The sequence below is a fragment of the Paraplanobispora siamensis genome, assembly GCF_016863175.1.
In the GTDB taxonomy this organism is placed as follows: domain Bacteria; phylum Actinomycetota; class Actinomycetes; order Streptosporangiales; family Streptosporangiaceae; genus Planobispora; species Planobispora siamensis.
Genome location: NZ_BOOJ01000018.1, coordinates 122,847 through 148,412, shown reverse-complemented (window position 1 = coordinate 148,412; position 25,566 = coordinate 122,847). Strand labels below are relative to the sequence as shown.

25 protein-coding genes are annotated in these 25,566 nt (G+C 71.1%); 7 read left to right on the top strand and 18 right to left on the bottom strand.

Going from position 1 to position 25,566, the window contains the following annotated elements; genetic code table 11:
• Positions 1-6 precede the first annotated feature (6 nt).
• The gene (locus Psi01_RS09700) at positions 7-918 is read right to left on the bottom strand and encodes a hypothetical protein (protein ID WP_204063614.1); all 912 of its coding nucleotides are present in this window, start codon (positions 916-918) and stop codon (positions 7-9) included.
• Between the two features lie 327 nt (positions 919-1,245).
• Between Psi01_RS09700 and Psi01_RS09695 the strand changes: the two genes are divergently transcribed.
• Positions 1,246-1,665 (top strand): hypothetical protein, encoded by a 420-nt coding sequence (locus tag Psi01_RS09695; RefSeq protein WP_204063613.1) that lies wholly within the window; start codon positions 1,246-1,248, stop codon positions 1,663-1,665.
• A 28-nt stretch (positions 1,666-1,693) separates the two neighbouring features.
• On the opposite strand, the gene Psi01_RS09690 is transcribed toward Psi01_RS09695, so the two are convergent.
• Both Psi01_RS09690 and Psi01_RS09685 read right to left on the bottom strand, forming a co-directional pair.
• Positions 1,694-2,545 (bottom strand): class F sortase, encoded by an 852-nt coding sequence (locus Psi01_RS09690; protein ID WP_204063612.1) that lies wholly within the window; start codon positions 2,543-2,545, stop codon positions 1,694-1,696.
• 25 nt (positions 2,546-2,570) lie between these two features.
• Complete coding sequence (locus tag Psi01_RS09685; RefSeq protein ID WP_204063611.1) at positions 2,571-3,938, bottom strand: hypothetical protein; 1,368 nt, start codon at positions 3,936-3,938, stop codon at positions 2,571-2,573.
• A gap of 288 nt (positions 3,939-4,226) precedes the next feature.
• On the opposite strand from Psi01_RS09685, the gene Psi01_RS09680 reads away from it, so the two are divergent.
• On the top strand, positions 4,227-5,372 hold the full coding sequence (locus Psi01_RS09680) for an acyl-CoA dehydrogenase family protein (RefSeq protein WP_204063610.1): 1,146 nt from the start codon (positions 4,227-4,229) through the stop codon (positions 5,370-5,372).
• A 96-nt stretch (positions 5,373-5,468) separates the two neighbouring features.
• Entirely contained in the window at positions 5,469-6,812 is a 1,344-nt protein-coding gene (locus Psi01_RS09675) for a methyl-accepting chemotaxis protein (protein WP_204063609.1), read from the top strand.
• On the opposite strand, the gene Psi01_RS09670 is transcribed toward Psi01_RS09675, so the two are convergent.
• Complete coding sequence (locus Psi01_RS09670; protein WP_204063608.1) at positions 6,802-7,311, bottom strand: hypothetical protein; 510 nt, start codon at positions 7,309-7,311, stop codon at positions 6,802-6,804. The genes Psi01_RS09675 and Psi01_RS09670 overlap by 11 nt on opposite strands.
• A 225-nt stretch (positions 7,312-7,536) precedes the next feature.
• Between Psi01_RS09670 and Psi01_RS09665 the strand changes: the two genes are divergently transcribed.
• Positions 7,537-7,698: a hypothetical protein gene (locus tag Psi01_RS09665; RefSeq protein WP_204063607.1), complete on the top strand. Its 162-nt coding sequence runs from the start codon at positions 7,537-7,539 to the stop codon at positions 7,696-7,698.
• Between the two features lie 25 nt (positions 7,699-7,723).
• Here Psi01_RS09665 and Psi01_RS09660 read toward each other — a convergent pair whose 3' ends face one another.
• The 5 genes from Psi01_RS09660 to pdxH all read right to left on the bottom strand — a co-directional run bounded on the left by Psi01_RS09660 (position 7,724) and on the right by pdxH (position 13,795).
• Positions 7,724-8,500 (bottom strand): alpha/beta fold hydrolase, encoded by a 777-nt coding sequence (locus tag Psi01_RS09660; protein WP_204063606.1) that lies wholly within the window; start codon positions 8,498-8,500, stop codon positions 7,724-7,726.
• 75 nt (positions 8,501-8,575) lie between these two features.
• Positions 8,576-10,807, bottom strand: coding sequence for an ATP-binding SpoIIE family protein phosphatase (locus tag Psi01_RS09655; RefSeq protein ID WP_204063605.1), 2,232 nt, complete (start codon positions 10,805-10,807; stop codon positions 8,576-8,578).
• A gap of 120 nt (positions 10,808-10,927) precedes the next feature.
• The gene (locus Psi01_RS09650; RefSeq protein WP_203878984.1) at positions 10,928-11,632 is read right to left on the bottom strand and encodes an iron-dependent transcriptional repressor DtxR; all 705 of its coding nucleotides are present in this window, start codon (positions 11,630-11,632) and stop codon (positions 10,928-10,930) included.
• A gap of 173 nt (positions 11,633-11,805) precedes the next feature.
• Positions 11,806-13,083, bottom strand: a complete 1,278-nt coding sequence (locus Psi01_RS09645; RefSeq protein WP_239127375.1) for an MFS transporter — start codon at positions 13,081-13,083, stop codon at positions 11,806-11,808.
• Between the two features lie 58 nt (positions 13,084-13,141).
• Positions 13,142-13,795 (bottom strand): pyridoxamine 5'-phosphate oxidase, encoded by a 654-nt coding sequence (pdxH, locus tag Psi01_RS09640; RefSeq protein ID WP_204063603.1) that lies wholly within the window; start codon positions 13,793-13,795, stop codon positions 13,142-13,144.
• Between the two features lie 169 nt (positions 13,796-13,964).
• Between pdxH and Psi01_RS09635 the strand changes: the two genes are divergently transcribed.
• Entirely contained in the window at positions 13,965-15,071 is a 1,107-nt protein-coding gene (locus tag Psi01_RS09635) for a citrate synthase 2 (RefSeq protein ID WP_204063602.1), read from the top strand.
• A gap of 124 nt (positions 15,072-15,195) precedes the next feature.
• A complete protein-coding gene (serC, locus tag Psi01_RS09630) occupies positions 15,196-16,305 on the top strand; it encodes a phosphoserine transaminase (protein ID WP_204063601.1) in 1,110 nt (369 codons plus the stop codon).
• Positions 16,306-16,377: 72 nt separating this feature from the next.
• Here serC and Psi01_RS09625 read toward each other — a convergent pair whose 3' ends face one another.
• Positions 16,378-16,977 carry an anthrone oxygenase family protein gene (locus Psi01_RS09625; RefSeq protein WP_239127373.1) on the bottom strand — a complete coding sequence of 200 codons (600 nt, stop codon included), beginning with the start codon at positions 16,975-16,977 and terminating at the stop codon, positions 16,378-16,380.
• An 88-nt stretch (positions 16,978-17,065) separates the two neighbouring features.
• Between Psi01_RS09625 and Psi01_RS09620 the strand changes: the two genes are divergently transcribed.
• Complete coding sequence (locus tag Psi01_RS09620) at positions 17,066-17,689, top strand: TetR/AcrR family transcriptional regulator (RefSeq protein ID WP_239127371.1); 624 nt, start codon at positions 17,066-17,068, stop codon at positions 17,687-17,689.
• Positions 17,690-17,693: 4 nt separating this feature from the next.
• On the opposite strand, the gene Psi01_RS09615 is transcribed toward Psi01_RS09620, so the two are convergent.
• The 8 genes from Psi01_RS09615 to Psi01_RS09580 form a co-directional block, all read right to left on the bottom strand.
• Entirely contained in the window at positions 17,694-18,338 is a 645-nt protein-coding gene (locus Psi01_RS09615) for a rhomboid family intramembrane serine protease (protein WP_204063600.1), read from the bottom strand.
• A gap of 155 nt (positions 18,339-18,493) precedes the next feature.
• Positions 18,494-19,279 carry a crotonase/enoyl-CoA hydratase family protein gene (locus Psi01_RS09610; protein ID WP_239127369.1) on the bottom strand — a complete coding sequence of 262 codons (786 nt, stop codon included), beginning with the start codon at positions 19,277-19,279 and terminating at the stop codon, positions 18,494-18,496.
• A gap of 9 nt (positions 19,280-19,288) precedes the next feature.
• Positions 19,289-20,062 carry an SDR family oxidoreductase gene (locus Psi01_RS09605; protein ID WP_203878990.1) on the bottom strand — a complete coding sequence of 258 codons (774 nt, stop codon included), beginning with the start codon at positions 20,060-20,062 and terminating at the stop codon, positions 19,289-19,291.
• 80 nt (positions 20,063-20,142) lie between these two features.
• On the bottom strand, positions 20,143-20,481 hold the full coding sequence (locus Psi01_RS09600) for an STAS domain-containing protein (RefSeq protein ID WP_204063599.1): 339 nt from the start codon (positions 20,479-20,481) through the stop codon (positions 20,143-20,145).
• A 126-nt stretch (positions 20,482-20,607) separates the two neighbouring features.
• On the bottom strand, positions 20,608-21,339 hold the full coding sequence (locus Psi01_RS09595) for an energy-coupling factor ABC transporter ATP-binding protein (RefSeq protein WP_204063598.1): 732 nt from the start codon (positions 21,337-21,339) through the stop codon (positions 20,608-20,610).
• Positions 21,336-22,118, bottom strand: a complete 783-nt coding sequence (gene cbiQ / locus Psi01_RS09590; RefSeq protein ID WP_204063597.1) for a cobalt ECF transporter T component CbiQ — start codon at positions 22,116-22,118, stop codon at positions 21,336-21,338. Before cbiQ ends, Psi01_RS09595 begins: the two co-directional genes overlap by 4 nt.
• A gap of 85 nt (positions 22,119-22,203) precedes the next feature.
• Positions 22,204-23,244 (bottom strand): energy-coupling factor ABC transporter permease, encoded by a 1,041-nt coding sequence (locus tag Psi01_RS09585; RefSeq protein ID WP_204063596.1) that lies wholly within the window; start codon positions 23,242-23,244, stop codon positions 22,204-22,206.
• 154 nt (positions 23,245-23,398) lie between these two features.
• Positions 23,399-25,294 (bottom strand): glycosyltransferase family 2 protein, encoded by a 1,896-nt coding sequence (locus Psi01_RS09580; RefSeq protein WP_204063595.1) that lies wholly within the window; start codon positions 25,292-25,294, stop codon positions 23,399-23,401.
• Between the last annotated feature and the right edge of the window lie 272 nt (positions 25,295-25,566).

The window sequence follows — 25,566 nt, the reverse complement described above, 5'->3', positions numbered from 1 at the left end:
CCTCGATCAACCTCGGGCCGCCGTACGGCGCCGCAGCACCATGCCGCCGACCGCCGCGCCCGCCACCATCAGCGTCCCGCTCAGGATGATCACCCGGGCGTCCGGGCCGGCGTCCCCGCCGCCGCCGGTGGCGGCCCCTCCGCCGGGGGTCCGCTCGATCTGGCGCGTCCTGGTGCTGCTGGCCGTCACCGTCTCGTACACGGTGATCGTCGGCTTCACCGACGCCCTGGTGTTCGTCGCCGTCGGCGTCGGCGTCCCGGTGCCCGTGCCGGTGTTCGTCGGGGTCGGGGTCCCGGTGTTCGTGTTCGCTGTCGAGGGCCTCACGGTGATCAGCAGCGCCGCCGCCGAGGCCTCGGCCGAGGCGGTCGTGGCCACGGTGCAGGTGAGCAGCTCACCCTCCGTGCCCGCGGGGGCGCCGGCCGTCGGCGCCAGGTAGAGCGTGAACCCGTCCGGCTGGATCCCGATGACGCCGGTCGCCGTCGGGGTCATCGTGATCAGCACGTTGGGCGGCTGGAGCGTGGATCCGGCCGGAACCGCGGAGGCGGTCCCCGTGGCCCCGGCCGAGCGCAGCTCCGAGGGGACGGGGCTGCCGGTGACCAGCACGTCGGCCTCGACGGCGATGCGCTCACTGGAGGGGATCGCCGAGGCGGCGGTCATGCCGGGCGAGGCGGACGGGCCGATCTTCCAGGTCGCGACGATAGTGGAGCTGGGAGCCGGATTGGCGGGCCCGGTCAGGTCCATCTGGATCCGGTAGGCGGCCCTGGTGCCCTCGGAGTTCTCGCAGTCGTAGGTGACCGGCTTGGGCGCGGCCACCAGAGAGGCGAGCGCCGGAACGGCCCCGAAAAGCACGCCTGCTCCCACCACCGCGATGGCCGCCGTCTTGGCCATGACGCGTCCTCGCGTCTTGGGCTTCAGCACGGTCTCTTCTCCATTTCGGTGCGATTGACCGGCCTGGGTCACTACCCACGATTCCAGCCGATGGTCACGGTCCGCCCTAGATCCTATGAAGCCCCGACAATAAGCGGGAGCCTCTCGGCAAAACGGGCATAAATTCTCTCACGTCTCAGGACGATCGTTTTTCCGGGGTGGGACGGCCGCTCAGCGGCCACGACTCCGGGCGCGCGACCCGGCAGAGGGCTTCCCGCTTTCCCAAAAAAGCGGCCGGCATCCGGTAGCCCCGTGGAAAGCGGGGAAGGGCTGGTCTCGGTCCCCTCGCCCGTCCTGCCGAAACCACTGTGAGGACTCATGAGGTTCCTGGCCCGCCTGCACCAGATGCCGGCACGGATCGCCGCCGGCGCGATCATTCTCAACTCCGGCCTGACCAAGGCGTCCGCGGACAAGGAGACCGCGGCCCAGCTGCACGGAATGGCCTCGGGCACCTATCCCTTCCTGAAGGACATGGACCCGGAGGACTTCACCCGGACGCTGTCGAGGGCCGAGATCGCCCTCGGCGCCGCCCTGATGATCCCCGTGGTGCCCTCCGCGCTCGTCGGCGCCGCGCTCACCGCCTTCTCCGGCGGCCTGATGGGCCTGTACCTGAAGACGCCGGGCATGCGCGAGGAGGGCAGCCTGCGCCCTACCCACCAGGGCCTGGGCGTCGCCAAGGACGTCTGGCTGCTGGGCATCGGCACCAGCCTGGTGCTGGAGGGGCTCCTGCGCGACTGACCCCGCCACCGGCCGCGGGCCGGGCGGATCAGGCGCGGCGGGTGGCCGACAGGGTGGCGTAGACGATGATGTTGTCGGTGTAGTGGCGGGTCTTGGGGTTGTAGACGCCGCCGCAGGTGATCAGGCGCAGGGTGGCCTCACCCGTGTTGCCGTAGACCCGCTTGGACGGGAACGCCGTCTTGCTCACCTGCTCGACCCCGTCGACGGTGAACTCCACCACGGCCCCGTCGGTGCGCGACACCTTGATCTTGTCTCCGCGCCTGATCTCGCGCAGGCGGCTGAAGACCCCGGCCTTACCGTTGGCGTTGACGTGGCCGAGGATGACCGAGGGACCCTGCTGGCCCGGGATGGGGCCGTGCTTGTACCAGCCCGCCAGCTGGGGCTTGCTCAGCGGAGGCGTCTGCACCCTGCGCTTGGCGTCGATCCCGAGCTCCGTCAGCGTGGTCATCACGCCGATCTTCGGGATGGCCAGCTTCCTGGGGCTGGTGGCCTTGGTGGTCTTGAGTGGCGGCGGCGGCGTCACGACGGGCAGCGGGGGCGCCGCCGTGGGGGCGGCGGCGGTCAGCGGGACATCCGGCCCGCCCGGCCCCACCTCGGCCGGCGGGACCACCGCGCTCACGTTCTGCGGCTGGCCGGGATCGACCGGCGGGACCTGCCCCGCCGCGTTCTCCTGCACGGCGGCCTGCGGGATCGGGGGTCCGTAGACCTCCTCGTCGGAGACCGGGCCGAGATAGGCCAGCAGCCCGGCCATCACCAGGGCCACCCCGCCGAGCGACCCGGCCACCAGCAGCGCCGGGAGCATGAGGCTCCGCTTGGGCTTGGGCGGCGGCGTCTGCCCCCGGTAGGGGTCGTGGCCGCCGTACGAAGGTCCTGGATGCATTCCTGAGGCTCCTGCCTGTCCCTGCCTATCCCCGGCCGCCCGAGTGCGCCGACCTGCGCCGCTTGAGCGCCACTCCCCCGAGCACGCTGCCCAGGGCCATCGCCGACCCCGCCCCGACGAGCGCGAGACCCGGGCGTTCCTGCTCCGGTCCCACACCGGTGTCCGCGCCGCCCTGCGGGATCACGGTGACCTGCGGGGTGGTGGGCGTCGCCCGGGTGGGCGTGACGACCGTGGTCACGGTGAGGGTCGGCTTGGGGGTCGTCCCCGCCGCCGACGAGCTCGCGGAGGGCGTGGAGCTGCTCTTGTTGCTGTTGCTGCCGCTGGGCGAGGGGGAGCCGGACCCCGAGGGGCTCGGCGAGGTGGAGCCCGTCGGGCTCGACGTGCCCGTGGGGGTGGCGGTGCCGGTGCCGGTGTTCGTCGGGGTCGCGGTGGGGGCGTCGGAGATGGTGACGTCCACCGCCACCGGCGCGCTGAGCAGCACGCAGGTGGCCCGGTACTGCGGCGGCGGGCTCGGCAGTTCCTCGGTGATCACCCGGAAGGCGTCCAGCTGCGTCCACTTGTCATCGGTGCCGTCGTCGACGATCTCGATGGTGTGCTTGCCGTAGTCGAGGCCGCGGAAGCTCCACAGCGTCTGCCCGCCCTCGGTGGAGGAGTTCGTCGGGTCGCCGTTGGGCTCCTTGGAGGCGTCGACGTAGGACGGCGTGGCCACCTTGCCGTCGATCTTGAAGAAGACCCGGCCCGCGTCCTTGTCCCGCCGTGCGACGTACTCGATCCCGGTCCCGGTGAACTCGAAGGAGGCGCTGGCCCCCGGGGTGTTCGTCCGGTGGAGGTCGTGGTGGTGGTCGTTGGCGTTCGGCGGCTGGTCGTTCAGGTCGTACCAGTTGCCCGGGAACGGGAAGTACTTCACCCGGGGGTCGTCGTCGTTGACCATGACCTCGCCCTCCGGCGGGGTGAAGTCCACATACAGCCGCTGCGGGGTGATCCTGACCTTCGCCGCCCGGTCGGTGTGCGCGGAGTCGGAGATCGACGGAGGGAGTTCCAGTACGGTGCCCGGCTGCAGCGGCCCGGCCTGCGTGAGGCTCCCGGTCGGCTGGAGCACGCCGATCCAGCCTCCGGACAGCTGCAGGTTCCCGATGACGGAGACCTTGCCCTGGGCGGCGAAGTAGTCCGGCGAGCCGAACCGGGACGTGCCCGGCTTGTAGCCGATCGCCCAGCCGATGCTGAGGGGCTGCCCGACCGAGAGCGTGGTGGGGATCGACACCGTGGTCCGCAGGTCCACCGAGCCGTTGCGGGCGATCCCCTCGGGGCCGCTGGTACACCGGTAGTCGACGACGAGTTCGGCGTTGTTGGCGGCGGCCGTACCGGACGACAGCACGACGAACGCGCCACTCAACAGACCCAGGGCCGAAACCGCGACCGCCGCACGGAGCCCTGCTCCCAACCGCACCACTGGAAACTCCGCTCACCAGCACCGAGAGACAAAACTGGTCATTCCATCACAACCAGGTCGGATCGTAGTGGTCCTCGATGCTCCTCCGCATGGAGACTGCGAGGCTCGCAGGGCACTGTCATGGAGTTGTGATCTCGGCACGGTCCAGAGCGCCCGCGGAAACCGCCGACCGTCTGTACCTCCAGGTAACAGAATCGTATTCTGTTCGCGAGACCGAGTAGGAGGCAGTCAATGCAGCGAGACCTCTTCGACGAGGAGCACGACCTCTTCCGGGAGACCGTGCGCGAGTTCCTGGCCCGGGAGGTCGCACCCCACCACGACCAGTGGGAGAAGGACGGCATCGTCCCCCGCGAGGTGTGGAAGAAGGCCGGCGAGACCGGGATGTTCGGCTTCGGGGTGCCGGAGGAGTTCGGCGGCGCGGGGATCACCGACTTCCGCTACAACGCCGTCATCGTCGAGGAGATCATCCGGATCGGGGCGTCCGGGCTCGGCTTCTCGCTGCACAACGACGTCATGGCGCCGTACTTCGTCGACATGACGGACGACGGGCAGAAGGCCCGCTGGCTGCCCGGGTTCGCGAGCGGCGAGCTGATCACGGCGGTCGCGATGACCGAGCCGGGGGCCGGCAGCGACCTGCAGGGGGTACGGACCACCGCCCGGCGCGAGGGCGACCACTACATCCTCAACGGCCAGAAGACCTTCATCACCAACGGCATCAACTCCGACCTGGTCGTGGTCGTGGCCAAGACCGACCCGGACGAGGGCGCCCGGGGCATCTCCCTGCTGGTCGTGGAGCGCGGCATGGAGGGCTTCACCCGGGGCCGCAACCTCGAGAAGATCGGCATGAAGGCCCAGGACACCGCCGAGCTGTTCTTCGAGGACGTGCGGGTCCCGGCCGCCAACCTGCTCGGCGGGCAGGAGGGCCGGGGCTTCTTCCAGCTCATGACCAACCTGCCGCAGGAGCGCCTGTCGATCGCCGTGGCGGCCGTGGCCGCCGCCGAGACCGTCCTGGCGGCGACCGTCGACTACTGCAAGAGTCGCAAGGCCTTCGGGCGGAACATCGGCAGCTTCCAGAACACCCGGTTCGTCCTGGCCGAGCTGGACACCGAGGTCGAGATCGCCCGGCACTACGTGGACAAGTGCATCCGCGCGCTGAACGCCGAGCAGCTCAGCGTCGTGGACGCCGCCAAGGCCAAGTGGTGGACCACCGAACTGCAGACCAAGGTCATCGACCGTTGTCTCCAGCTCCACGGCGGCTACGGCTACATGATGGAGTACCCCGTCGCCAAGGCCTGGATCGACAGCCGGGTGCAGACGATCTACGGCGGCACCACCGAGATCATGAAGGAGATCATCGGCCGGTCCTTCGGCTTCTGAGAGGTCTCCGAGAGGTTCCCGGGCAGTCTCCGCCGGCCGGTGAGGCCGGCGGATGTTTCGGCTCATGGCGGGCCTCCGCCGCCCGATATGACTGCCGTGAGACTCCGACCTCCATGGGCGTCCCCTCCCCTGGCGGGGGCCGCCGTCCTCCTGGTCGCCGTGTTCGGCCTCCTGACCCTGCGCGGCGCCCCCGCCGGCGCGTTCGTGCTGGCCTCGATCGCAGCGGTGCTCCTGTCCGGAGCGGTGACGGTCCTGGTACGCCACGAGGTCCGGCGGCAGGTCGGGCCGCTGCGCCGTACCGCCGAGGCCGTCGTCGCCTCCGGTGACCGCGGCCTCCGGATCCGGTCCGGCGACCGCGGCGAGGTCGGCGCGCTGGGCCGGGCCATCGACGCCGTGCTCGACGTGATGGCCGAGCAGGCGGCGGAGCTGGAGCGCGCCGAGGACATCCGGGACGAGCACCTGCGCGCCTCGTACGCCGAGCGTCAGCTCAACGAGCAGCAGGCCCGCCGGCGCGCCCAGGAGATGATCGACGCCAACGTCTCGACCATCATGGACGAGCTGCGCGTGGTGGCGAACAAGACCGACGAACTGCGCAGTACGGCGGGCACCATCGACGAGCGGGTCGGCGTGACCGACGTCGTCACCCACCGCGTCGTCGAGCAGGTGCGCCGGGCCAACGCCACCATCGAGCAGCTTGAGATGAGCCTGCGCCGGGTGGAGGGGATCGCCCACATCATCTCGGGCGTGGCCACCCAGACACACCTGCTGGCGCTCAACGCCACGATCGAGGCCGTCCGCGCGGGCGAGGCGGGCAGGGGGTTCAGCGTCGTGGCCGACGAGGTCAAGGAACTGGCCACGGCGACGACCCACTCCACCGACGAGATCACCGCCATCATCCGGTCGCTGGAGGAGAACGCCGGCGCCATGACGGGCACGCTCACCGAGATGACAGGCGAGGTCAACGACCTCGACGAGGCCGCCGCCCAGGTCGGCGTCATCACCCGGGAGCAGAACTCCAGCGTCGACCTGCTCAAGGAGTATCTCGACCGGGCGATCCACCGGATCTCGACCATGACGGATCTGACCGGGCAGCTTGAGCGGCGCGGCTCCCCGCGTGCGGCGGTCGGGGGCGTCGCCCGGATCCACTCAGCGGGTCAGACCCACTCCGTCCGGCTGCTCGACCTGAGCGCGTCCGGGGTCCACTGCTCCGCCGGCCGGGACATCCCGATCCGTGAGGGCGCCCTCGTCGAGACCGACATCCCGCTGCCGGGCGAGAGCACGCTGACGCTGAGCGCCGAGGTCGTCCACCGCCGGGCGACCGACGGCGGAACCGAGGTCGGCCTGCGCTTCACCGACGTCCCGCCCGCCGCGATGAACCGCATCCACCGGTACGTCATGGCGGCGCTCATCGAGGAGGACGGGCCGGACACTAGTTCCTGACGATCTCCTCGACCTGCGTGACGAGCCCGTCCTTGACGGTGACCTTGGCGTAGAGGGCGACGTCCGCCTTCAGCGCCTTCTTCAGCTGGGCGACGCTGCACTTGTGCGGGATCCCGCCCTTGTCGCAGATCCCGCCCTGCACGTCGAGGACCACCGTGAAGCGCGTCAGCTCGCCCTCCACCGCCTCACCGGCGTCCGGCTCCACCCTGATCCGCTCCCCGCCGGCGAGGGTCACCTGTCCCACCGCGTCGGCGTACAGCCCCCGGCCCGCGGGAGTGCCGCTCGGGCCCGGCGACGCGGAAGCCGTGGCCGTGGGAGTGGTGGCGGGGCTGGAGAGGGCGGATGAGGCCGATGCCGGCTCGGAGGCGGACGGCCCGGAGGCGGACGGCCCGGCCGAGGCGGCGGAGGAGCCGGTCTCCTGCGAGCAGCCGGAGAGCACGAGGGCGAGGGTGAGGGCGGCCGCCGGCACGAGGCCGCCGGTCTTCGACGTTCCGTTCACGGGGCCCCACCCTGCCACGGATCCGCGGGGCGGCGTTCCACCTCGGGTTCACGACGCCCACCGCGAGTTCACGGCCCACCGCGAGTTCACGGCCCACCGCGAGTTCACGGCCCACCGCGAGTTCGCCGCCTGCCGCGGATTCACGATGCGGGCGGGGGCGGTCCCGCCCGCGTCGCGGCCGGACGGCGCATACTGGTCAGCGAAGGCTCCCCCGAGGCGGTGACGATGGACAGCGGACTGATCCTGCTGGTGTTCCTGGCGTTCCTGTTCGCCTGGGGGCTGAACCGGGTGCGCCGGGCCATGCGGCTCGGCCCGGTCGCCTACGCGGGCGTGATGATCGTGTTCATCATCGTGATGCTCGCCGTCTGGGGGCAGACCATGCGCTGACCCGGCCCCGCGGCCGGCAGGCGCCTCACACCGCCGACGACTCCAGCAGCACCCGGGCGACCAGCTCCGGATCGTCGCTCATCGGCACGTGCCCGCAGCCCTTGAGCAGCTTCACCCGCTGCCCCGACCACTTGGCGGCCCGTACGGCCTGGCGCCGCAGCAGCAGCCGGTCGTGCTCGCCCCAGGCGATCGTGATCGGCGTCTTCGGCGGGGCCGGGGGCATCAGCCAGCTGAACGACTCGAGCGTCTCGTCGAAGCCCACGGCTTTCCGCAGGGCCTCGGAGGAGGCCAGGAGCGCCTCGTCGGAGAGCCTGCTCGGGTGGGCGACCATCAGGCCCACCGACAACGCCTTGGCGACCGGGTTGTGCGCCAGGCCTTCGGCCCGCTCGGGCGGGAGGTTGAGCGCCGCCGCCCGGGTCATCCGGAGCACGGACTGGGCATAGCGGAGCTCTCCCCTGGTCCAGAAGCCCGCCGGGGAGACGGCGGTTGCCGTACGGACCACGCCTCTGGAGGCGAGCTCCAGCGCCACGTACCCGCCCAGGGAGTTCCCCGCCACGTGGGGCTCGCGGACGCCGAGCATCCCGCAGAACGACTCGATCGAGTCGGCGAGCGTCTCGGCCGTGTACGGCTGCCCGATGGACAGCGGAGGAGAGACGCCGAACCCCGGGAAGTCCACGGCGATCACGTCGCGTTCGGCGGAGAGACGGTCGAGCACCGGCAGCCACGCCTGCCAGTGGTGCCCGATGCCGTGCAGCAAGATCAGGGGCGGTCCAGCCCCACGCCGTTCGAAGGCCAGCTCCATGCAACCACTCAAGCACTGATCGGGACCTGAGCCTAGTGTCGCCCGCCGGTTCGCCCGTGGCGGGTGAGAAGGGGGTCAGCGGGACTTGGTGGGGATCTCGAACCAGACGGCCTTGCCCTCCGTGGTGGGGCGGGAGCCCCAGCGGCGGGCGAGCTGGTCGACGAGATAGAGGCCGCGGCCGCCCTCGTCGTTCTCTCCCGCGCTGCGGATGCGGGGAAGGCGCAGGTCCTGGTCGAACACCTCGACCCAGACCGATTCCCTGCCCCGGCGCAGCCGGAGCGTGAACTCCTTCTCGTTGACGATGTCGTCGTCGAACCCGGGGATGTCCCAGGAGTCCTCGAAGCCGCCCGGCAGGCCGCCGTCCATCACCAGCTCGCGGCGCGGGACGCTGGCGCCGGCGGCGTGCAGCACGACGTTCGTGACCACCTCGGAGACGAGCAGGCAGGCCAGCTCGGCGCGCTCCTCGGGGACGTTCCAGCCGTCGAACGCCTCGGCGGCCATCCGCCGCGCCTCGCCGACCATGATCGGCTGGGCGGGGAAGGTGCGCTCCTCGACGTCCAGGTCGGCGGGCGAGGACCTGACCACGAGGATGGCCATGTCGTCGTCGATCTCACCGGGCACCGCCACCGTCGCGGCGTCGGCGATGCGCTCGACCGAGTCGCGGGAGACCTTCACGAGCTTGTCGCACAGCAGCGCGAGCATCTCCTCGTCGCTGGGCGGCCGTTCGCCGGAGTCGCGCATCGGACGGCGGTCCACCAGGCCGTCGGTGTAGAGCAGCAGGGCGGCGCCGGGCGGGAGCGTCCGGGTCTCCTCCTTGTAGACCAGGTCGGCGTGGAGGCCCTTGGCGCGCACGCCCAGGGGCTGGCCGACCTCCTTGATGTCGAGCTCGACGCAGGTGCCGTCGACCAGCAGCAGCGGCGGGGCGTGCCCGGCGTTGGCGAAGGACAGCTGGCGAGACCAGGCGTCGTAGACGAGGTACTGGCAGGTGACGATGGGCGGGACGCTGACGTCCTCGCCGTTCTCGTCCTGCTCGGGGGTGGCGATGATGCGGGTCCACTCGTCGAGCCTGGCCAGGATCTCCGCGGGCGGCTTGTCGTCCTGGGCGAAGGCGCGCAGCGCGGCGCGGAGCTGTCCCATGATCGCGGCGGCCTTGGCGCCCCGGCCCTCGACGTCGCCGATGACGATGCCGACCCGGCCCGCCGACAGGGGGATCACGTCGTACCAGTCACCGCCGACCTGGGTCTGGATGCCCTGGCCGTGCGAGGCGAGCGGCGCGGCCGGGAAGTAGCGGACCGCGATCTCCAGGCCGTCGAGCTGGGGCAGCGCCCGGGGCAGCAGGTGCTTCTGGAAGGACTCGGCGGTGTGCCGCTCCTCCTCGAACAGCAGCGCGTTGTCCACCGCCAGCGCGACCCGGGTGGCGATGGCGCCGACGAAGTCGCGGTCGAAGGTGTCGTAGTGGGGGCTGCGCCGGTCGGTCAGGTTGGACAGGCCGAGGTACATCAGCCCGAGGGTCTCTCCGCGCACGCACAGCGGCGCGACGATGGCGGAGGTCATGCCGATCTCGGCGGCCAGCCGGGTGCTGCCCTCGCTGGGACTGGGATAGGTGGTCTGGGCGAAGTCCTCGACCAGGATCGTCTCCTGGCGGCGGAGCGCGAGCTCGGCGTAGTGCCCCACCGGATAACGGATCTCGGCGCCGACCGGGGCCCAGGTGTCCGGCGGCGGGCTCCAGCCCTGGACGTGGGTGGAGACCCTGCGGGTCAGCCGGTCGCCCTCCGCCAGCTCGATGAAGCAGTGGTCGGCGAACTGCGGGACGAGCATCTCCGCGACGCGTTTGAGCGTCTCCTCGACGTAGAGCGAGCCGGCCAGGCGCTCACCGATGCGTTCGAGCAGGCCGAAGCGGTCCTTCTCCCGCTCGTTGCTGCGCATGGCCTCGCGGGCGGTGATGACGATGCCCGTCACCGACCCCGAGGGGTGCCGCATCGGCACCGCCTGCGCGCGGACGTAGATGATCGTCCCGTCACCGCGCTTGACGTCGAAGGTGCCCTCCCAGACGCCTCCCTTGAGGACGTGCTTGGCGAGCTCGACGGCCAGCGGGTTGTCCTTCTCCATGATCCCCAGGGAGAAGTCGGACCCGTCACCGGAGTCCGGTCCCCCTCCCCGGCCGAACAGTCTCTCGGCGAACGGGTTCCAGTAGAGGAGGTTGCTGAACCGATCGGTGACGACCACCGCCATCTCGGCCTGGTCCAGGACGGCACCGGCCGAGAGATGGTCGGCGGCGTCCTGGGATAGGTCCCCCCACCGCTTCATCCGGCGACCACCCCTCGGGGACGGCTGTGCGCAAAGCGAACCACGGTTGCTCCTGCTGCAGTCTCGGCGTGGGAGTGGAGGGCCTCCCGTATGGGATCCAACCAAGCAGAAGCGCGTCGGTCAGCGCACGGAGACGAAGACATGGGCAGCGATGTCTCGCGGGAGGTCCGCAAGAGAGTTGCCCGTCTCATCGTCACCAATCACCCGCACACCATCATCGCTCGCCGCGAGCGTTACCTCGCGTCCGGGTTGTATCCCAACTTGCTTGAGTTTAAGCATCACAGCGGGATCGCTTTGCACTTGTTCGCTAATTCGCCGCACGACAACGGGCAGATCACGCGGTCCCGCCACACTGGCCATGGACGGGAGCTGCTGTCCCTCGGCCGTGGAGGCGCCCTCGACGCCGAGTTCCTCAAGGCCGGGGATGGGGTTGCCGTGCGGGTCGCGGGTCGGGTTGTTCAGCAGGCTGACCAGACGGGCCTCGACGGACTCCGACATCACGTGCTCCCAGCGGCACGCCTCGATGTGCACCTCCTCCCAGGGCAGGCCGATCACCTGGGTCAGCAGGCACTCGGCGAGGCGGTGCTTGCGCATGACGCGCGTGGCGAGGGTGCGGCCCAGGTCGGTCATGGTCAGGTGCCGGTCGCCCTCCACCTTGACCAGGCCGTCACGCTCCATGCGCGCGACCGTCTGGCTGACGGTCGGACCACTCTGCTGAAGCCGCTCGGCGATACGCGCACGCAGGGGGACGATCCCCTCTTCTTCCAGTTCGAAGATCGTCCGGAGGTACATCTCCGTGGTATCGATCAGGCCGTGTGCGGTCAAGGCTCCTCCCGTCCTATCTCGATGCTATGTCCGCCACGGGCCGTCTCCACATGGCTGCGCCGGACAGAAAAGTCTTCGGTCCGACCCTATTGGGAGAACTCCCCTGGGTGGCCCATGACTGCAAAGGACGGCAACACCGACACGCCCCCAATCCTTCCAAGGCGTGTTAAACCTCACGTATCGCTGGCCTTACGCGTCTCGCCACGCTTCCCGCCGGCCTCATGCGCCGGCCGGTAGCGCCAGAACGCCGGCACCGCGACCCCGGCGACGAGCACCGCCACCGCGCACGCCAGCCCGCCGCCGACCCAGGCCGTGGTGGCGCCGAACCAGGCGGCCGTCATCCCGGCCCGCAGGTCGCCCAGCCGGGGGCCGCCGGCCACCACCACCGTGAACACCCCCTGCATCCGGCCGCGCATCTCGTCGGGGGCGTGGGTCTGCAGGATCGTCTGCCGCCACACCGCCGAGACCAGGTCGGCGGCGCCGCCGACCGCGAGCAGGGCGACCATCAGCCACAGCTCGCGGGCGAGCCCGGCCGCGGCGACGCTGAGCCCCCACACGGCGATGGTGAACGTCAGCGCCATCCCCTGGCGCCGCACCCGGCCCACCCAGCCCGACAGCAGGCCGCCCAGCACCGAACCGATGGCGATGCTCGCCGTCAGCCAGCCGAACGCGATGGACGAGCCGCCGAACCTCTCGGCCGAGATCTCCGGGAACAGCGCCCTGGGCAGCGCGAACGCCATGGCGATGATGTCGACGACGAAGGACATCATCACCACCTTGTTCCCGGCGATGTAGCGCAGTCCGTCGACGACCGACCGCAGGCCGGGCCTGACCACGTCCCCGACGGGCTCCAGCCGCGGCAGCCGCAGCGCGGCGTAGAAGCCCGCGCCGAACAGCAGCGCGTCGGCGAGGTAGGCGGTGCCGTACCCGCCCCGGGCGAGCACCACCCCGGCCAGCAGCGGGCCGATCACCGAGCCCAGGCTGCTGACCAGGAAGTTGAGGGTGTTGGCCGCGGGGACCTGCTCGACCGGCAGGAGCCTGGGGATGATCGCGCCCCGGGTCGGGCCGGTGATGGCGAACCCGGTGGCGTGCACGGCCACCGTCACCAGCAGCAGGCCGACGCTCCGGGAGCCGAGGGCCGTCTGGAGCAGCAGGACGAGCGTCGCCGTCCAGGCGATCAGCGCGCCCACGATCAGCAGCCTGCGCCGGTCGACGGCGTCGGCGATCGCGCCGCCCCAGAGCCCGAAGACGACCAGCGGGATGAGGTTGGCCGGGCCCAGCATGCCCACCCAGAAGGACGAGCCGGTCATGTCGTAGATCTGCTTGCTGACCGCCGTGGAGGTGAGCTGGAAGCCGATGAACGACACGCCCTGGCCCATCCAGAGCCGCCGGTAGTCCGCGGAGGAGAGGGGCCGGGTGTCCACCATGTGCCTGCGCACAAAATCCGACATCCCCACCGCGAGTCCCCCTTGCCCGGACATATCCGGCCGTACTGATACGACCAGGATCTCAGGGGGCGAGACGCTCGATCACCCAGGCTCCCCCCGAGCGGCGATAGCGCAGGCGGTCGTGCATGCGGTCGAGCCGGCCCTGCCAGAACTCCACCTCCGCGGGCACGACCCGGAAGCCGCCCCAGAAGTCCGGCACCGGCGGGTCCTGCGGCCAGCGCGCCGCCAGCCTGTCGTAGCGCTCGTCCAGCTCGTCCCTGGAGCCCACGACCGCCGACTGGCGCGACGCCCAGGCCCCGATCCGCGAGCCGTACGGCCGCGACCTGAAGTAGTCGGCGGACTCCTCCCGCGGGAGCCGCACGACGGGACCCTCCACCCGCACCTGCCGCCGGATGGAGTGCCAGGGGAACAGCAGGCAGGCCCGCGGGTTCTCGGCCAGGTCGCGCCCCTTGCGCGACTCGTAGTTGGTGTAGAAGACGAACCCGTTCTCGTCGTAGCCCTTGAGCAGGACGGTTCTGGCCGTGGGCCGGCCGCCGGCCGAGGCCGTCGCGACGATCATCGCGTTCGGCTCGGGAAGCCCGGCGTCCACGGCGTCGCCGAACCAGGCGGCGAACTGGGACACGGGATCGGACGCGAGATGGGCCTCCAGCAGCGGCTGCCCCTCGTAGGTACGGCGGAGCCCAGCCAGCGAGGGCGGGCGCGAGGTGTCCTCCACGAAACGGTATTGTCGCGTGTTTGACAGAGAGCCCGTGCACCGCCCCTCACCAGGGGGGATCGCGTTGTGGTGGGTCCGGTGACACAGCGCCGTAACCCAGCGGGTTGAATATGACTCGCCGGTATCTCGACATCAAGGCTTTGACTTCAAGAAAGGGAGGCGGCCGAGAATGTCCGACTTCAAACCCGGGCTCGAAGGCGTCGTAGCTTTCGAGACGGAGATCGCGGAACCGGACAAAGAAGGGGGCGCCCTCCGCTACCGGGGCGTCGACATCGAAGAGCTGGTCGGCCGCGTCTCGTTCGGCAACGTGTGGGGCCTGCTCGTCGACAACAAGTTCCAGCCGGGCCTTCCCCCGGCCGAGCCGTACCCCATTCCTGTCCATTCCGGTGACATCCGCGTCGACGTGCAGAGCGCGCTGGCCATGCTGGCTCCCGCCTACGGCTTCAAGCCGCTGCTGGACATCGACGAGGACCAGGCGCGTGAGGACCTCGCGCGCGCGAGTGTGACCGCCCTGAGCTTCGTCGCCCAGTCGGCGCGCGGCCTCGGCCTGCCGATGGTCCCGCAGAGCCGGGTCGACGAGGCCGAGACCATCGTCGAGCGGTTCATGGTCCGCTGGCGGGGCGAGCCCGACCCCAAGCACGTCAAGGCCATCGACGCCTACTGGGTGTCCGCGGCCGAGCACGGCATGAACGCCTCCACCTTCACCGCCCGCGTCATCGCCTCCACCGGCGCCGACGTCTCCGCGGCGCTGAGCGGCGCGGTCGGCGCCATGTCGGGCCCGTTGCACGGCGGCGCCCCGGCCCGCGTGCTGCACATGATCGAGGGTGTCGAGCAGGTCGGCGACGCCAAGAAGTACGTCCAGAGCGAGCTCGACCGGGGCCAGCGCCTCATGGGCTTCGGCCACCGCGTCTACCGTGCGGAGGACCCGCGCGCCCGCGTGCTGCGCCGTACCGCCAAGGAACTCGGCGCGCCGCGCTACGAGGTCGCCGCCGCGCTGGAGAAGGCCGCCCTGGAGGAGCTGCACGCCCGCAAGCCCGACCGGGTGCTCGCCACCAACGTCGAGTACTGGGCCGCGGTCATCCTGGACTTCGCCCAGGTGCCCTCGCACATGTTCACCTCGATGTTCACCTGCGCCCGCACCGCGGGCTGGGCCGCCCACATCCTGGAGCAGAAGCGCACGGGCAGGCTGGTCCGCCCCAGCGCCAACTACGTCGGCCCGTCGCAGCGCTCGGTCCACGACGTCCCCGGCGCCGCCGAGATCCTCGGCAACGCCTGATCGGCACTCCGCACGGCCGCCGCCCGGGATCGCCCGCGCGGCGGCCGTCCCATATTCTCGTGGGATTCATCTCAGAATCCGGACCCCGGTCTAGTCCAATCGAGAGGGTCAGTAGGCTGGTCAGGTGGCTGACATCGTGATTCCCTCTGACCTCAAGCCCGCCGACGGCCGTTTCGGCTGCGGGCCCTCGAAGGTGCGCCCCGAGCAGCTCTCCGCGCTCGCCGCCTCCGGCACCTCCGTGGTGGGCACCTCCCACCGCCAGAAGCCGGTGAAGTCGCTCGTCGGGCGGGTGCGCGCGGGCCTGTCGGAGCTGTTCTCCCTGCCCGAGGGGTACGAGGTCGTCCTCGGCAACGGCGGCACCACCGCGTTCTGGGACATCGCCGCCTTCGGGCTCATCCGCGAGAAGTCGCAGCACCTGCACTTCGGCGAGTTCTCCTCGAAGTTCGCCTCCGTCGTGTCCAAGGCCCCGTGGCTGGGCGACCCGACCGTCATCAAGTCCGAGGTCGGCAGCCACCCCGAGGCCGTCACCGAGGCCGGTGTGGACGTCTACGCGCTCACCCACAACGAGACCTCGACCGGCGTCGCGATGCCGATCAGGCGGGTCGGCGAGGAGGGCTCGCTCGTCCTGGTGGACGCCACCTCCGGCGCCGGCGGCCTGCCCGTCGACATCAGCGAGACCGACGTCTACTACTTCGCCCCGCAGAAGAGCTTCGCCTCCGACGGCGGCCTGTGGATCGCCCTGATGTCCCCGGCCGCGCTGGCCAGGGTCGAGGAGATCGCCGGCAGCGGGCGCTACATCCCCGAGTTCTTCAGCCTGCCGATCGCGATCGACAACTCCTCCAAGGACCAGACCTACAACACCCCGGCGGTCACCACCCTGTTCCTGCTCGCCGAGCAGATCGAGTGGATGAACGGCAACGGCGGCCTGGCCTGGACCACCGCCCGTTCCGCCGACTCGGCGAACCGGCTCTACACGTGGGCGGAGAAGACCTCCTACACCACGCCGTTCGCCGGTCCGGAGTTCCGCTCCAACGTGGTCGGCACCATCGACTTCTCCGACGAGGTGGACGCCTCCGCGGTCGCCAAGGTCCTGCGCGCCAACGGCATCGTGGACACCGAGCCCTACCGCAAGCTCGGCCGCAACCAGCTGCGCATCGCCATGTTCCCGGCCATTGACCCCGACGACGTCGAGGCCCTGACCCGCTGCATCGACTACGTGGTCGAGCGCCTCTAGCGGTTTCCGCGAAGGCCCCGGGGGGCGGACTCCCCCGGGGCCTTCACGTTTTCGCCGTCCTCTTCGCCGTCCTCAGCGCGCGGTGTGCCGGCCGTGCAGCACCAGCGCCCGCACCAGGCAGGCCAGCGCCAGGGTCGAGATGACCGTGCGCGTGGTGTTCCAAGCCGTCCAGACGCCCTCGTAGGCGGCGCGCACCGCTCCCGGGTCCGTCAGCGCCGCCGGGTCCCCGGCCGCGGCGAGCCGGTCGTTGAGCGGCACGTTGACGCCCATGGTGATGCCGAAGGCGGCGCCGTACAGCACGAGCGCCGCGAGGACCCAGGGCAGCACCGGCCTGCCCGCCCGGCCCAGGTGCAGCGCGGCGGCGACGGCGGTCACCACCAGCGCGCCGAAGAAGCCGGGGGCGAACCAGAGGTTGCGCACGGTCGCGTTGATCCACTGCATGGAGTCGATGAAGACGCGGTCGTCGACCCGGGCCAGTCCGATCATGACGGAGCAGGCGTAGGCGTAGAAGAACCCCGCGATCAGCCCCATGAGCGTCGTCGCGGCGGCCAGCGTCCAGCCGCGTGCGCGTTCGGCGGTCCGGCTCGCGGAGATCGGGGTCTCAGGGGTCCCAGAGGTCTCAGGGGTCCCAGAGGTCTCGGGGGTCTCAGAGGACGGCGGGGAGAGCAGCATGGAGGGCTCCGGTTAAAATCGAACCATCGGGTACGCATTTAATCGTACTCCATGGTTCGGATAATGGCGAGCATGATCAGGAGAGACCGTGACCGGACAGAGCCGCCGAGGCCGTCCCCGCTCGGGTGAACAGGCCGCCAGGCGCCGGGCGGCGCTCGACGCCGCACTCGCCGAGCTCGTCGAGCACGGCCTGGAGGGCATGACGATGCAGGCCGTGGCGGCCCGCGCCGGGTCCTCGAAGGAGAGCCTCTACAGCTGGTTCGGCAACCGCCAGGGGCTGCTGGCGGCGCTGATCGAGCGGCAGTCGGAGCAGGTCAACGCCGCGGTGACGGCGGCGCTCGAACGCCCGGCCGAACCACGCGCCATGCTGACGGCCATCGCCGAGAACCTGCTCGGCCTGCTCGTCGGCGAGGCCTCGGTGGCGCTGAACCGGGCCGCCATGGCCTCGGCTGAGCTGTCGGAGCTGCTGCTGCGGCACGGCCGGCACACCACCGGCCCGCTGGTCGAGGCCTATCTGGGCCGGCTGGCCGCGGACGGGGTGCTGCGGATCGACGACCCGGCGGAGGCGTTCGGGCTCCTGTACGGCCTGGCCGTACGCGATCTGCAGATCCGGGTGCTGCTGGGCGAGCGGCCCCCCTCCGCCGACGAGATCCGCGCCGGCGCCCGCGTCGCGGCCGACCGCTTCCTGGCCCTGACGGGCGCGGGCCGGTAGGGGGTCAGTAGGGGGCGATCTCCGAGCGCTTGCGGCGCAGGATCCAGGCGGCCAGGACGCCGCCGACCAGGCCGAACAGGTGGCCCTGCCAGGAGACGCCGGCCTCGGTGGGCAGGACGCCCCAGATGATCGAGTAGTAGGCGACGGCGACGCCGATGCCGATCACGATGTCGAGCAGGCGGCGGTCGAACAGGCCCCGGGCCACGACCAGGCCGAAGTAGCCGAAGACCAGGCCGCTGGCGCCGACCGTGACGTATCGGGGGTCGCTGGTGAGCCAGACGCCCACGCCGCTGACCAGGACGATGATCAGGCTGGCGGCCAGGAAGCGGCCCACCCCGCGCAGCGCCGCGAGGAAGCCGAGGACCAGCAGGGGCAGCGAGTTGGCCATCAGGTGGCCGAAGTCGGCGTGCAGGAACGGCGCGAAGAGGATGCCGGGGAGCCCGTCGGGGTTCCAGGCCCTGATGCCGTTTTCGTCGAAGCTGCCGGGGAGCACGTAGTCGGCGATCTCGATCGCCCACATGCTCCCGACCAGGAGGATGACCAGGAGCGCCGCGCCCAGCGCACCGGCCAGCAGGCTGCTCGCACCGCGCCGGAAACGCTCACGGGAGGAACGGCCGGAGGGAGTGATCCCGGTCGGGTAGTCGCTCATGCGCTCTCCTGGCTTCGTGGAGCCTTCACGTGAAGGTCACGTGCCCCTGCCGCACGCGCCCACACCTTCACCGTACGCACTTCCGAACAAGAACGCGCCGGGTGCGATCCGCGGATCGCACCCGGCGCGCCCGAAGGAAGTCCGGAGAGGGGAGCCTACTCGCCCTTCCACTGCGGGGCGCGCTTCTCGGCGAAAGCGGCCGCGCCCTCCATGGCGTCCTTGGAGCCGAACACCGGGTTGATGATCTCGCCCTGCTTCTTGAACATCTCGTCGAGGCTCCAGTCGGCGGACTCGACGATCACCCGCTTGGTCGCCGCCAGCGCCAGGGGGGCGTTCGCGGCGATCTTCTTGGCGAGTTCCAGGGCCCTGGCCAGCGCCTCGCCCGCGGGCGTGACGTGGTTGACCAGGCCGGCCTCGTAGAGCCGGGAGGCCGGGAAGTGGTCGCCGGTCAGGGCGATCTCCATGGCGAGGTGGTACGGGATCCGCCGCGGCAGCCGCATCACGCCGCCCGCCCCGGCCACCAGGCCGCGCTTGGGCTCGGGCAGCCCGAACTTGGCCTCCTCGGAGGCGACGATGATGTCGCAGGCCAGGGCAAGCTCGAAGCCGCCCGCCAGGGCGTAGCCCTCGATGGCGGCGATGATGGGCTTGGCCGGCGGCGCCTCGGCGATGCCGCCGAAGCCCCGGCCCTCGACGACCGGGAAGTCCCCGCTCAGGAAGCCCTTCAGGTCCATGCCCGCGCAGAACGTGCCGCCCGCGCCGGTCAGGACGTAGGCGGAGACGTCCTTGCGCTCCTCCAGCTCGTCCAGCGCCGCCGCGATGCCCCGGGCCACGACGCCGTTGACGGCGTTCTTGGCCTTGGGACGGTTGATCGTGATGACGGCCACGCCGTCCTCTACCTCGACCAGGACCTCGTCACCGGTTCCGGAAGTCGGCTCAGACACTGATGACTCCTACTTGGGCTGGAAGCGGATGCCGCCGTCGAAGCGGATGGTCTCGGCGTTCATGTAGTCGTTCTCGATGAGCGCGCGGACCAGGTGGGCGAACTCCGAGGCCTGTCCCATGCGCTTGGGGAAGACCACCGGCGCGACCAGCTTGGCCTTGAACTCGTCGGAGTTGGGCGAGAAGCCGTAGATCGGGGTGTCGATGATGCCCGGGCAGATCGTGTTGACGCGGACACCGACGGCGGCCAGGTCACGGGCGGCCGGGACGGTCATGCCGACGATGCCGCCCTTGGAGGCGGAGTACGCCACCTGGCCGGTCTGGCCCTCCAGCGCCGCGACGGAGGCGGTGTTGATGACCACGCCGCGCTGACCGTCCTCGTCGACCGGCTCGGTCTTGGCGATGGCGGCGGCGCCGATGCGCATCAGGTTGAAGGTGCCGATCAGGTTGACGTCGATGACCTTGCGGTAGGAGGCCAGGTCGTGCGGCGAGCCGTCACGGTTCACGGTCCGGGTGGCCCAGCCGATGCCCGCGCTGTTCACCACGACGCGCAGCGGCTTGCCGGTGGCCACCGCGGCGTCCACGGCCGCCTGCACCTGGGCCTCGTCGGACACGTCGGTCTTGACGAAGACACCGCCGAGCTCGTCGGCGAGCGCCTTGCCGCGCTCCTCGTTCAGGTCGGCGATGACCACGGTCGCACCGTGCGCGGCGAGATCGCGGGCCGTGGCCTCGCCGAGGCCGCTGGCACCGCCCGAGATGATTGCTGCTGCTCCGTTCAGGTCCATGAGCGGACTTTAACGCGGCTACCGAATGAAGTTCTACTGGGGGTGGGCTAAATCTCCGTCACACCCGCCCCGTCCAGGGGCTAGACCGTCCCGACGGCGCTGTCGACGTCGGGGTGGACCTTGATGCGGCGGTCGAGGCCGGTCGTGCGCAGGATCCGCGCCACCGGCGCCTGGGGAGCGGCCAGGCAGACTCCTCCGCCCTCGCTCGTCGCCAGCCGCCAGGCCTCGATCAGCACCGACAGGCCGCTGGAGTCCATGAACGACAGCTCCGTCAGATCGAGGACCAGCCGCGCGCCGTCGAGCTCGATGGCCTCCCGCACCTCGTCACGCAGGAAGGGCGCGGTGAACAGGTCGAGCTCACCCTCGACGGCCACCACCACGGCGTCGCCGACGGTGCGACGAGCCAGCCGTAGCTTCATCGGCACTCCTCACGGCCATGAGAGGCAAGTCCTCTTTACTTTTGCACAACCGTATGCGAGGTCGTACGGCTCCGCGATCGATCCGCGGGGCCCGCCTCAGAACGGCTCAAGCAGGTGCAGAACAGCTCAGGCCACGGAGAAGCCGTACGGAAGCTCCAGCCGGTGCCCGGCGAGCAGCTCTGCGTCGGCCAGGATCGTCCGGGTCGGGCCGTCGGCGGCGATCACGCCGCCGGACAGGATCAGCGAGCGTTCGCACAGCTCCAGGGCGTAGGGCAGGTCGTGGGTGACCATGAGCACGGTCACGTCGAGGCTCCGCAGGATCTCGGCGAGCTCCCGGCGCGAGGCGGGGTCCAGGTTGGACGAGGGCTCGTCCAGCACGAGGATCTCCGGCTCCATCGCCAGCACGGTGGCCACGGCCACCCGGCGGCGCTGGCCGAAGGACAGGTGGTGCGGGGGCCTGTCGATCGCCTCCAGCATGCCCACGCGGGTCAGCGCGTCCTTGACCCGCTGCTGGAGCTCCTCCCCCCGCAGGCCGAGGTTGGCCGGGCCGAAGGCGACGTCGTCCCGGACGGTCGGCATGAAGAGCTGGTCGTCGGGGTCCTGGAAGACGAGGCCGACCCTGCGCCGGATCTCCTTGAGCGAGTCCTTGGAGACCGGGAGCCCGGCCACGGTCACCGTGCCGTGCCCCGCGGTCAGGATGCCGTTGAGGTGCATGACCAGGGTGGTCTTGCCCGCGCCGTTCGGACCGAGCAGCGCGACCCGCTCGCCGCGCTCGATGCGCAGGTCCACGCCGAACAGCGCCTGCGTGCCGTCTGGATAGGCGTAGGCCAGCCGGCTCACTTCCAGCGACGCCGTCATGACACCCCCCACACTCCCGTCAGCCCCCAGGCTCCCAGCAGCACCGCGAGCGCCGCGCCCGGCAGCGTACCGGCCACGAGCCACTGCCCGGCCGAGGGGGTCAGATCCTGGATCACCGGCATCGAGCCGGTGTAGCCGCGGCTGAGCATGGCCAGGTGCACCCGCTCCCCCCGCTCGTAGGAGCGGATGAACAGCGCCCCGGCCGAGCGGGCGACCACCGGGATGTGCCGCGCGTCCCTGGCGGTGAACCCCCGCGACTCCCTGGCCACCCGCATGCGGCGCATCTCGTCCAGGATCACGTCCATGTAGCGGAGCATGAACATCGCGATCTGCACCAGCATCGGCGGCAGCCGCAGGCGCTGGGCGCCCAGCAGCAGCATCCGGGGCTCGGTCGTGGCCGCCAGCAGGATGCTCGCGACCACGCCCAAGGTGGCCTTGGCCAGGATGTTCCACGCGGCCCACAGACCGGGCAGGCTGAGCGACAGGCCCACGACCTGCACCCGCTCCCCCGTCCCGATGAACGGGATCGCCAGCGCGAACAGCACGAACGGGATCTCGATCACCATCCGCCGCAGCACGAACCCCGCCGGGATCCGGGCCGTCACGGCCACCGCGGCCAGCAGCAGCGCGTAGGCCCCGAAGGCCGCGAACCACTCGCGCGGCGTGGCCACCACGACGAGGGCGAACGCGGCCACCGCCGCCAGCTTGCACTGCGGCGGCAGCCGGTGGACGGGCGTGTCGCCCGCCCGGTAGAGCTGGTGGTGGTGACCCGAGCTCACTGGACTTCCTCTCTGCCGGGCTCTCCGCCGGGCGTTCGCGCCCGGGACGCGCCCGGATGGGCCGCCTTCCGCCGGCGGCGGGCCGTCACACCGAGAGCCTGCCGTGATCGCGGTCACGGTCGTGGCCGCGGTTGCGCCGGCGCACCGCGTAGCCGACGGCTCCCGCGACGATCAGCGTGGCGGCCACGCCGACGACTCCCGCGACGCCGACCGGGATGCCCGCCACGTCACCGTAGTCGGCCAGCGTCCAGGTGCCGAACGCGTGGTCGGTGGCCTGGTCGCCGAAGCCCTCGTCCTCGGCCACCCGCTCCAGCCCGTCGGGGTCGCCGGAGGCGAAGACGGAGACCACGCCCGCCAGCACGAACGTGACGACGACGCCCGGTAGCAGGAACAGCAGCGCCGGGCGGCGGGCCGGGGCGCGGACCTCGGGCTCGGGGGTCACCACGCGGTCGCCGTCGGCGCCGCGCAGGACCAGCGGGGCGGCCAGCCCGCGCGCGCCGTACACCAGGTCGGGCCGGGTGGCGAGCACGGTGCCGACGGTGACCGCGGTGATCAGGCCCTCGCCGATGCCGATGAGGGTGTGCACCCCGCCCATGGCGGCGGCGACCGTGCCGATCTCGATGGGCGCGGTGCCGCCGATCCAGAACAGCAGCGTGAAGACCAGGGCCGAGGCGGGCACCGAGACCAGCGCGGCGGCGAACGACGCCGCGGTGATCGCGGCGCGGCTCCGCACGGTCCTGGTGATCAGGCGGAAGACGCCCCAGCCGACCAGGACCGTGACCAGGCCCATGAGCGTGATGTTGACGCCCAGCGCGGTCAGCCCCCCGTCGGCGAAGAAGAAGCCCTGCACCAGCAGGACCACCGCCATGCACAGCACGGCCGTGTACGGCCCGACGAGTATCGCCGCCAGCGCCCCGCCCAGGAGGTGGCCGCTCGTTCCGGCGGCGACCGGGAAGTTCAGCATCTGCACGGCGAAGACGAAGGCGGCCACCAGGCCCGCCATGGGAGCGGTCCGGTCGTCGAGCTCACGACGGGCGCCGCGCAGGCAGACCGCGACCCCGGCCGCGGCGACGGCCCCGGCGGAGACCGATACGGCCAGGTTGAAGAAGCCATCGGGAACGTGCACGGGAGACCTCCGGTAGTGCGCGGTGCTCCCTCACTTTAAGCCATGGCCTTGTTATTGCAATCAATGGGCATTAAGGAGGCAGTGGCAGGAGAGAACCCTTCACAGTCCAGTACGGCGAACGCCGGCTCCTGGATGTGCCACACGACTGGAAGGTTCAGCGCAGGAGACGGCGCAGGAGCGCCTTCGGGCCGGTGGCCCGCACCACCAGACTGAGCCGTCCCTTGCCCGCCGTGGCGTACGGCCTGGCGGTCCGCAAGGCCGCCCCCCGCCACCACGTGCGCGGCGGGGCGACCAGCTCCGGCTCGGCCTCGACCCGGAAGCGCACCGGCGGCCCGCCCAGGTCCAGCTCCAGGTAGGCGTCCCAGGTGCCGGGCCGCAGCCTGCCGACGGCCTGACCGGCCGTGAACGTCCCGCCCGGCTCGGAGACGACCGGCACGCGCCGCTCCCTCCCGGAGCCGCGCTCGCGCCACACCAGGTGACGCACCGTCCGCGGGTCCGGGGTGAGGGCGCCCATCGTGATCTCGCCGTCGAGGACCAGCCGGTGCCAGGCCGCCCAGCGGGCGCGGATCAGCCGGACGATGCCGGGCGGGCTGACCACGTGCCCGCCGACGTCGATGCTGAGGTTGCCGTAGGGGCGGGTGAAGTACGGCAGCGCGACCGTCCCGCCGATCATCCGGGGCGCGGGGCGGGCGATGCGCTGGTCGCGCTCGGCGCCGAGCCGCCCCGTCCTGACCACCCCCTCGCAGGCGACGGCCACGTGGACGTCCCAGACACCGGAGGGCAGGACCGCGAGGTCCACGACCCCGGCGAACTCCTCGCCGTCGGAGGCCACGGGGACGACCACGGCCGAGTCCGGCCCCTCGCCCGCCTGCCTCGGCTTGAGCACCAGCGAGACCTCACCGACGGCGAGCCCGGGGTGGCCGGCCGGCTCCATGGCCTCCAGCGCGACCCGGCCGGAGACCGCCAGCCCGGTGTCCCGCTCGTCCCAGCGCAGCCCCGTGAGCTCGCGGCGCATCACGGCCAGCTCGATGTGCGCCAGCCGTACCAGGCGGTCGATGTCCTCCAGCGCGGCGATCCGGCCGCGGTCCACCGCCCCGAGCCGCTCGCGCACCCCGTCGGTCAGCCAGCGGTCGCACAGGTCGGCCACCTCCGCCGCGATCTCCTTGCGCTCGACCTCCCCGGCCTCCAGGAAGGGCCGGCCGAGGTTGGCGAAGGCGTCCAGCCGGAAGTGGCGGCGGAGCAGGTGGTCGCGGAGCGGGCCGGGCCGTACGTGACCGGTCATCAGCTCGATCGGCCTCTTGATCATGCGGATCCAGGAGACCGGATCGCGGCTCTCCCTGCGCTGCATGATGCTGGTCCCGTCGGGCCTGTCGACCAGGTGGTAGCAGTCGTAGTCGGCGACCACGGAGATCACGCCGGCATGGCAGTAGGCGTGGGTGGTGAAGACGATGTCCTCCCCGACCGTCAGGGTCTCGTCGAAGCGGATCCCGTGCCGTTGCAGCATCTGCCTGCGGAACAGCTTGAAGCAGCTCAGGCTGTTGTAGACGGCGCTGTCCTCCAGCGGGACCCGCTCGGCGTTGCGGTCGAACATCGACGACGGGGCCCTACGCCCGTGGCCGACGACCTTCCCCAGGACGATGTCGGAGTCGTTGCGCTCGGCCATCGCGAGCATCCGCTCCAGCGCCTCGGGACCGAGATAGTCGTCGGCGTCGCAGAAGAACACGTATTCGCCCCTCGCCAGGGACAGGCCGACGTTGCGCGGCCGGCCGGCGCCGCCGGAGGCCGGCTGGTGGACGACCCGGACGACCCCGCGGTGGTGGGCGGCGTAGAGGTCGGCCAGTTCCGCCCCGCCGTCGGTGGAGCCGTCGTCCACCACGACGATCTCCTTGCTCACCCGCTGGATCAGCAGGGAGGTCAGGCACCGGTCCAGGTAGGGGCGGCAGTTGTGGACGGGGACGATCACGGTCACGTCGACAACGGGTGCGGCGGTGACCTCCACCACCGCGCCGCCGTGCTGCGCACCGGCCCGCCGGAGGATCGTTCGCGTCACCGGCACTGCCCCCCATGATTACTTTAAGCATCCGTTGCGCTTCAGTATGTGACGAAGAGGCATGCCTGCGTGGCCGATCCGGGCGGTTGGTTCTCCGGCTTTCCTGCCGAGGTTGCCGTACATGGCGAAAGGCGCCGTTTTGCCCGGCCGGTTGACCCGCCCGCACGGGCAACCGCCGGGCCCGCCTGTGCGGTTATGCCGCACTCCGGCGACCCGGCGGATTGGAACGCGCCATTTTCCTGCGGTCCGGCGCTTTGGAACGCGCCATTCCT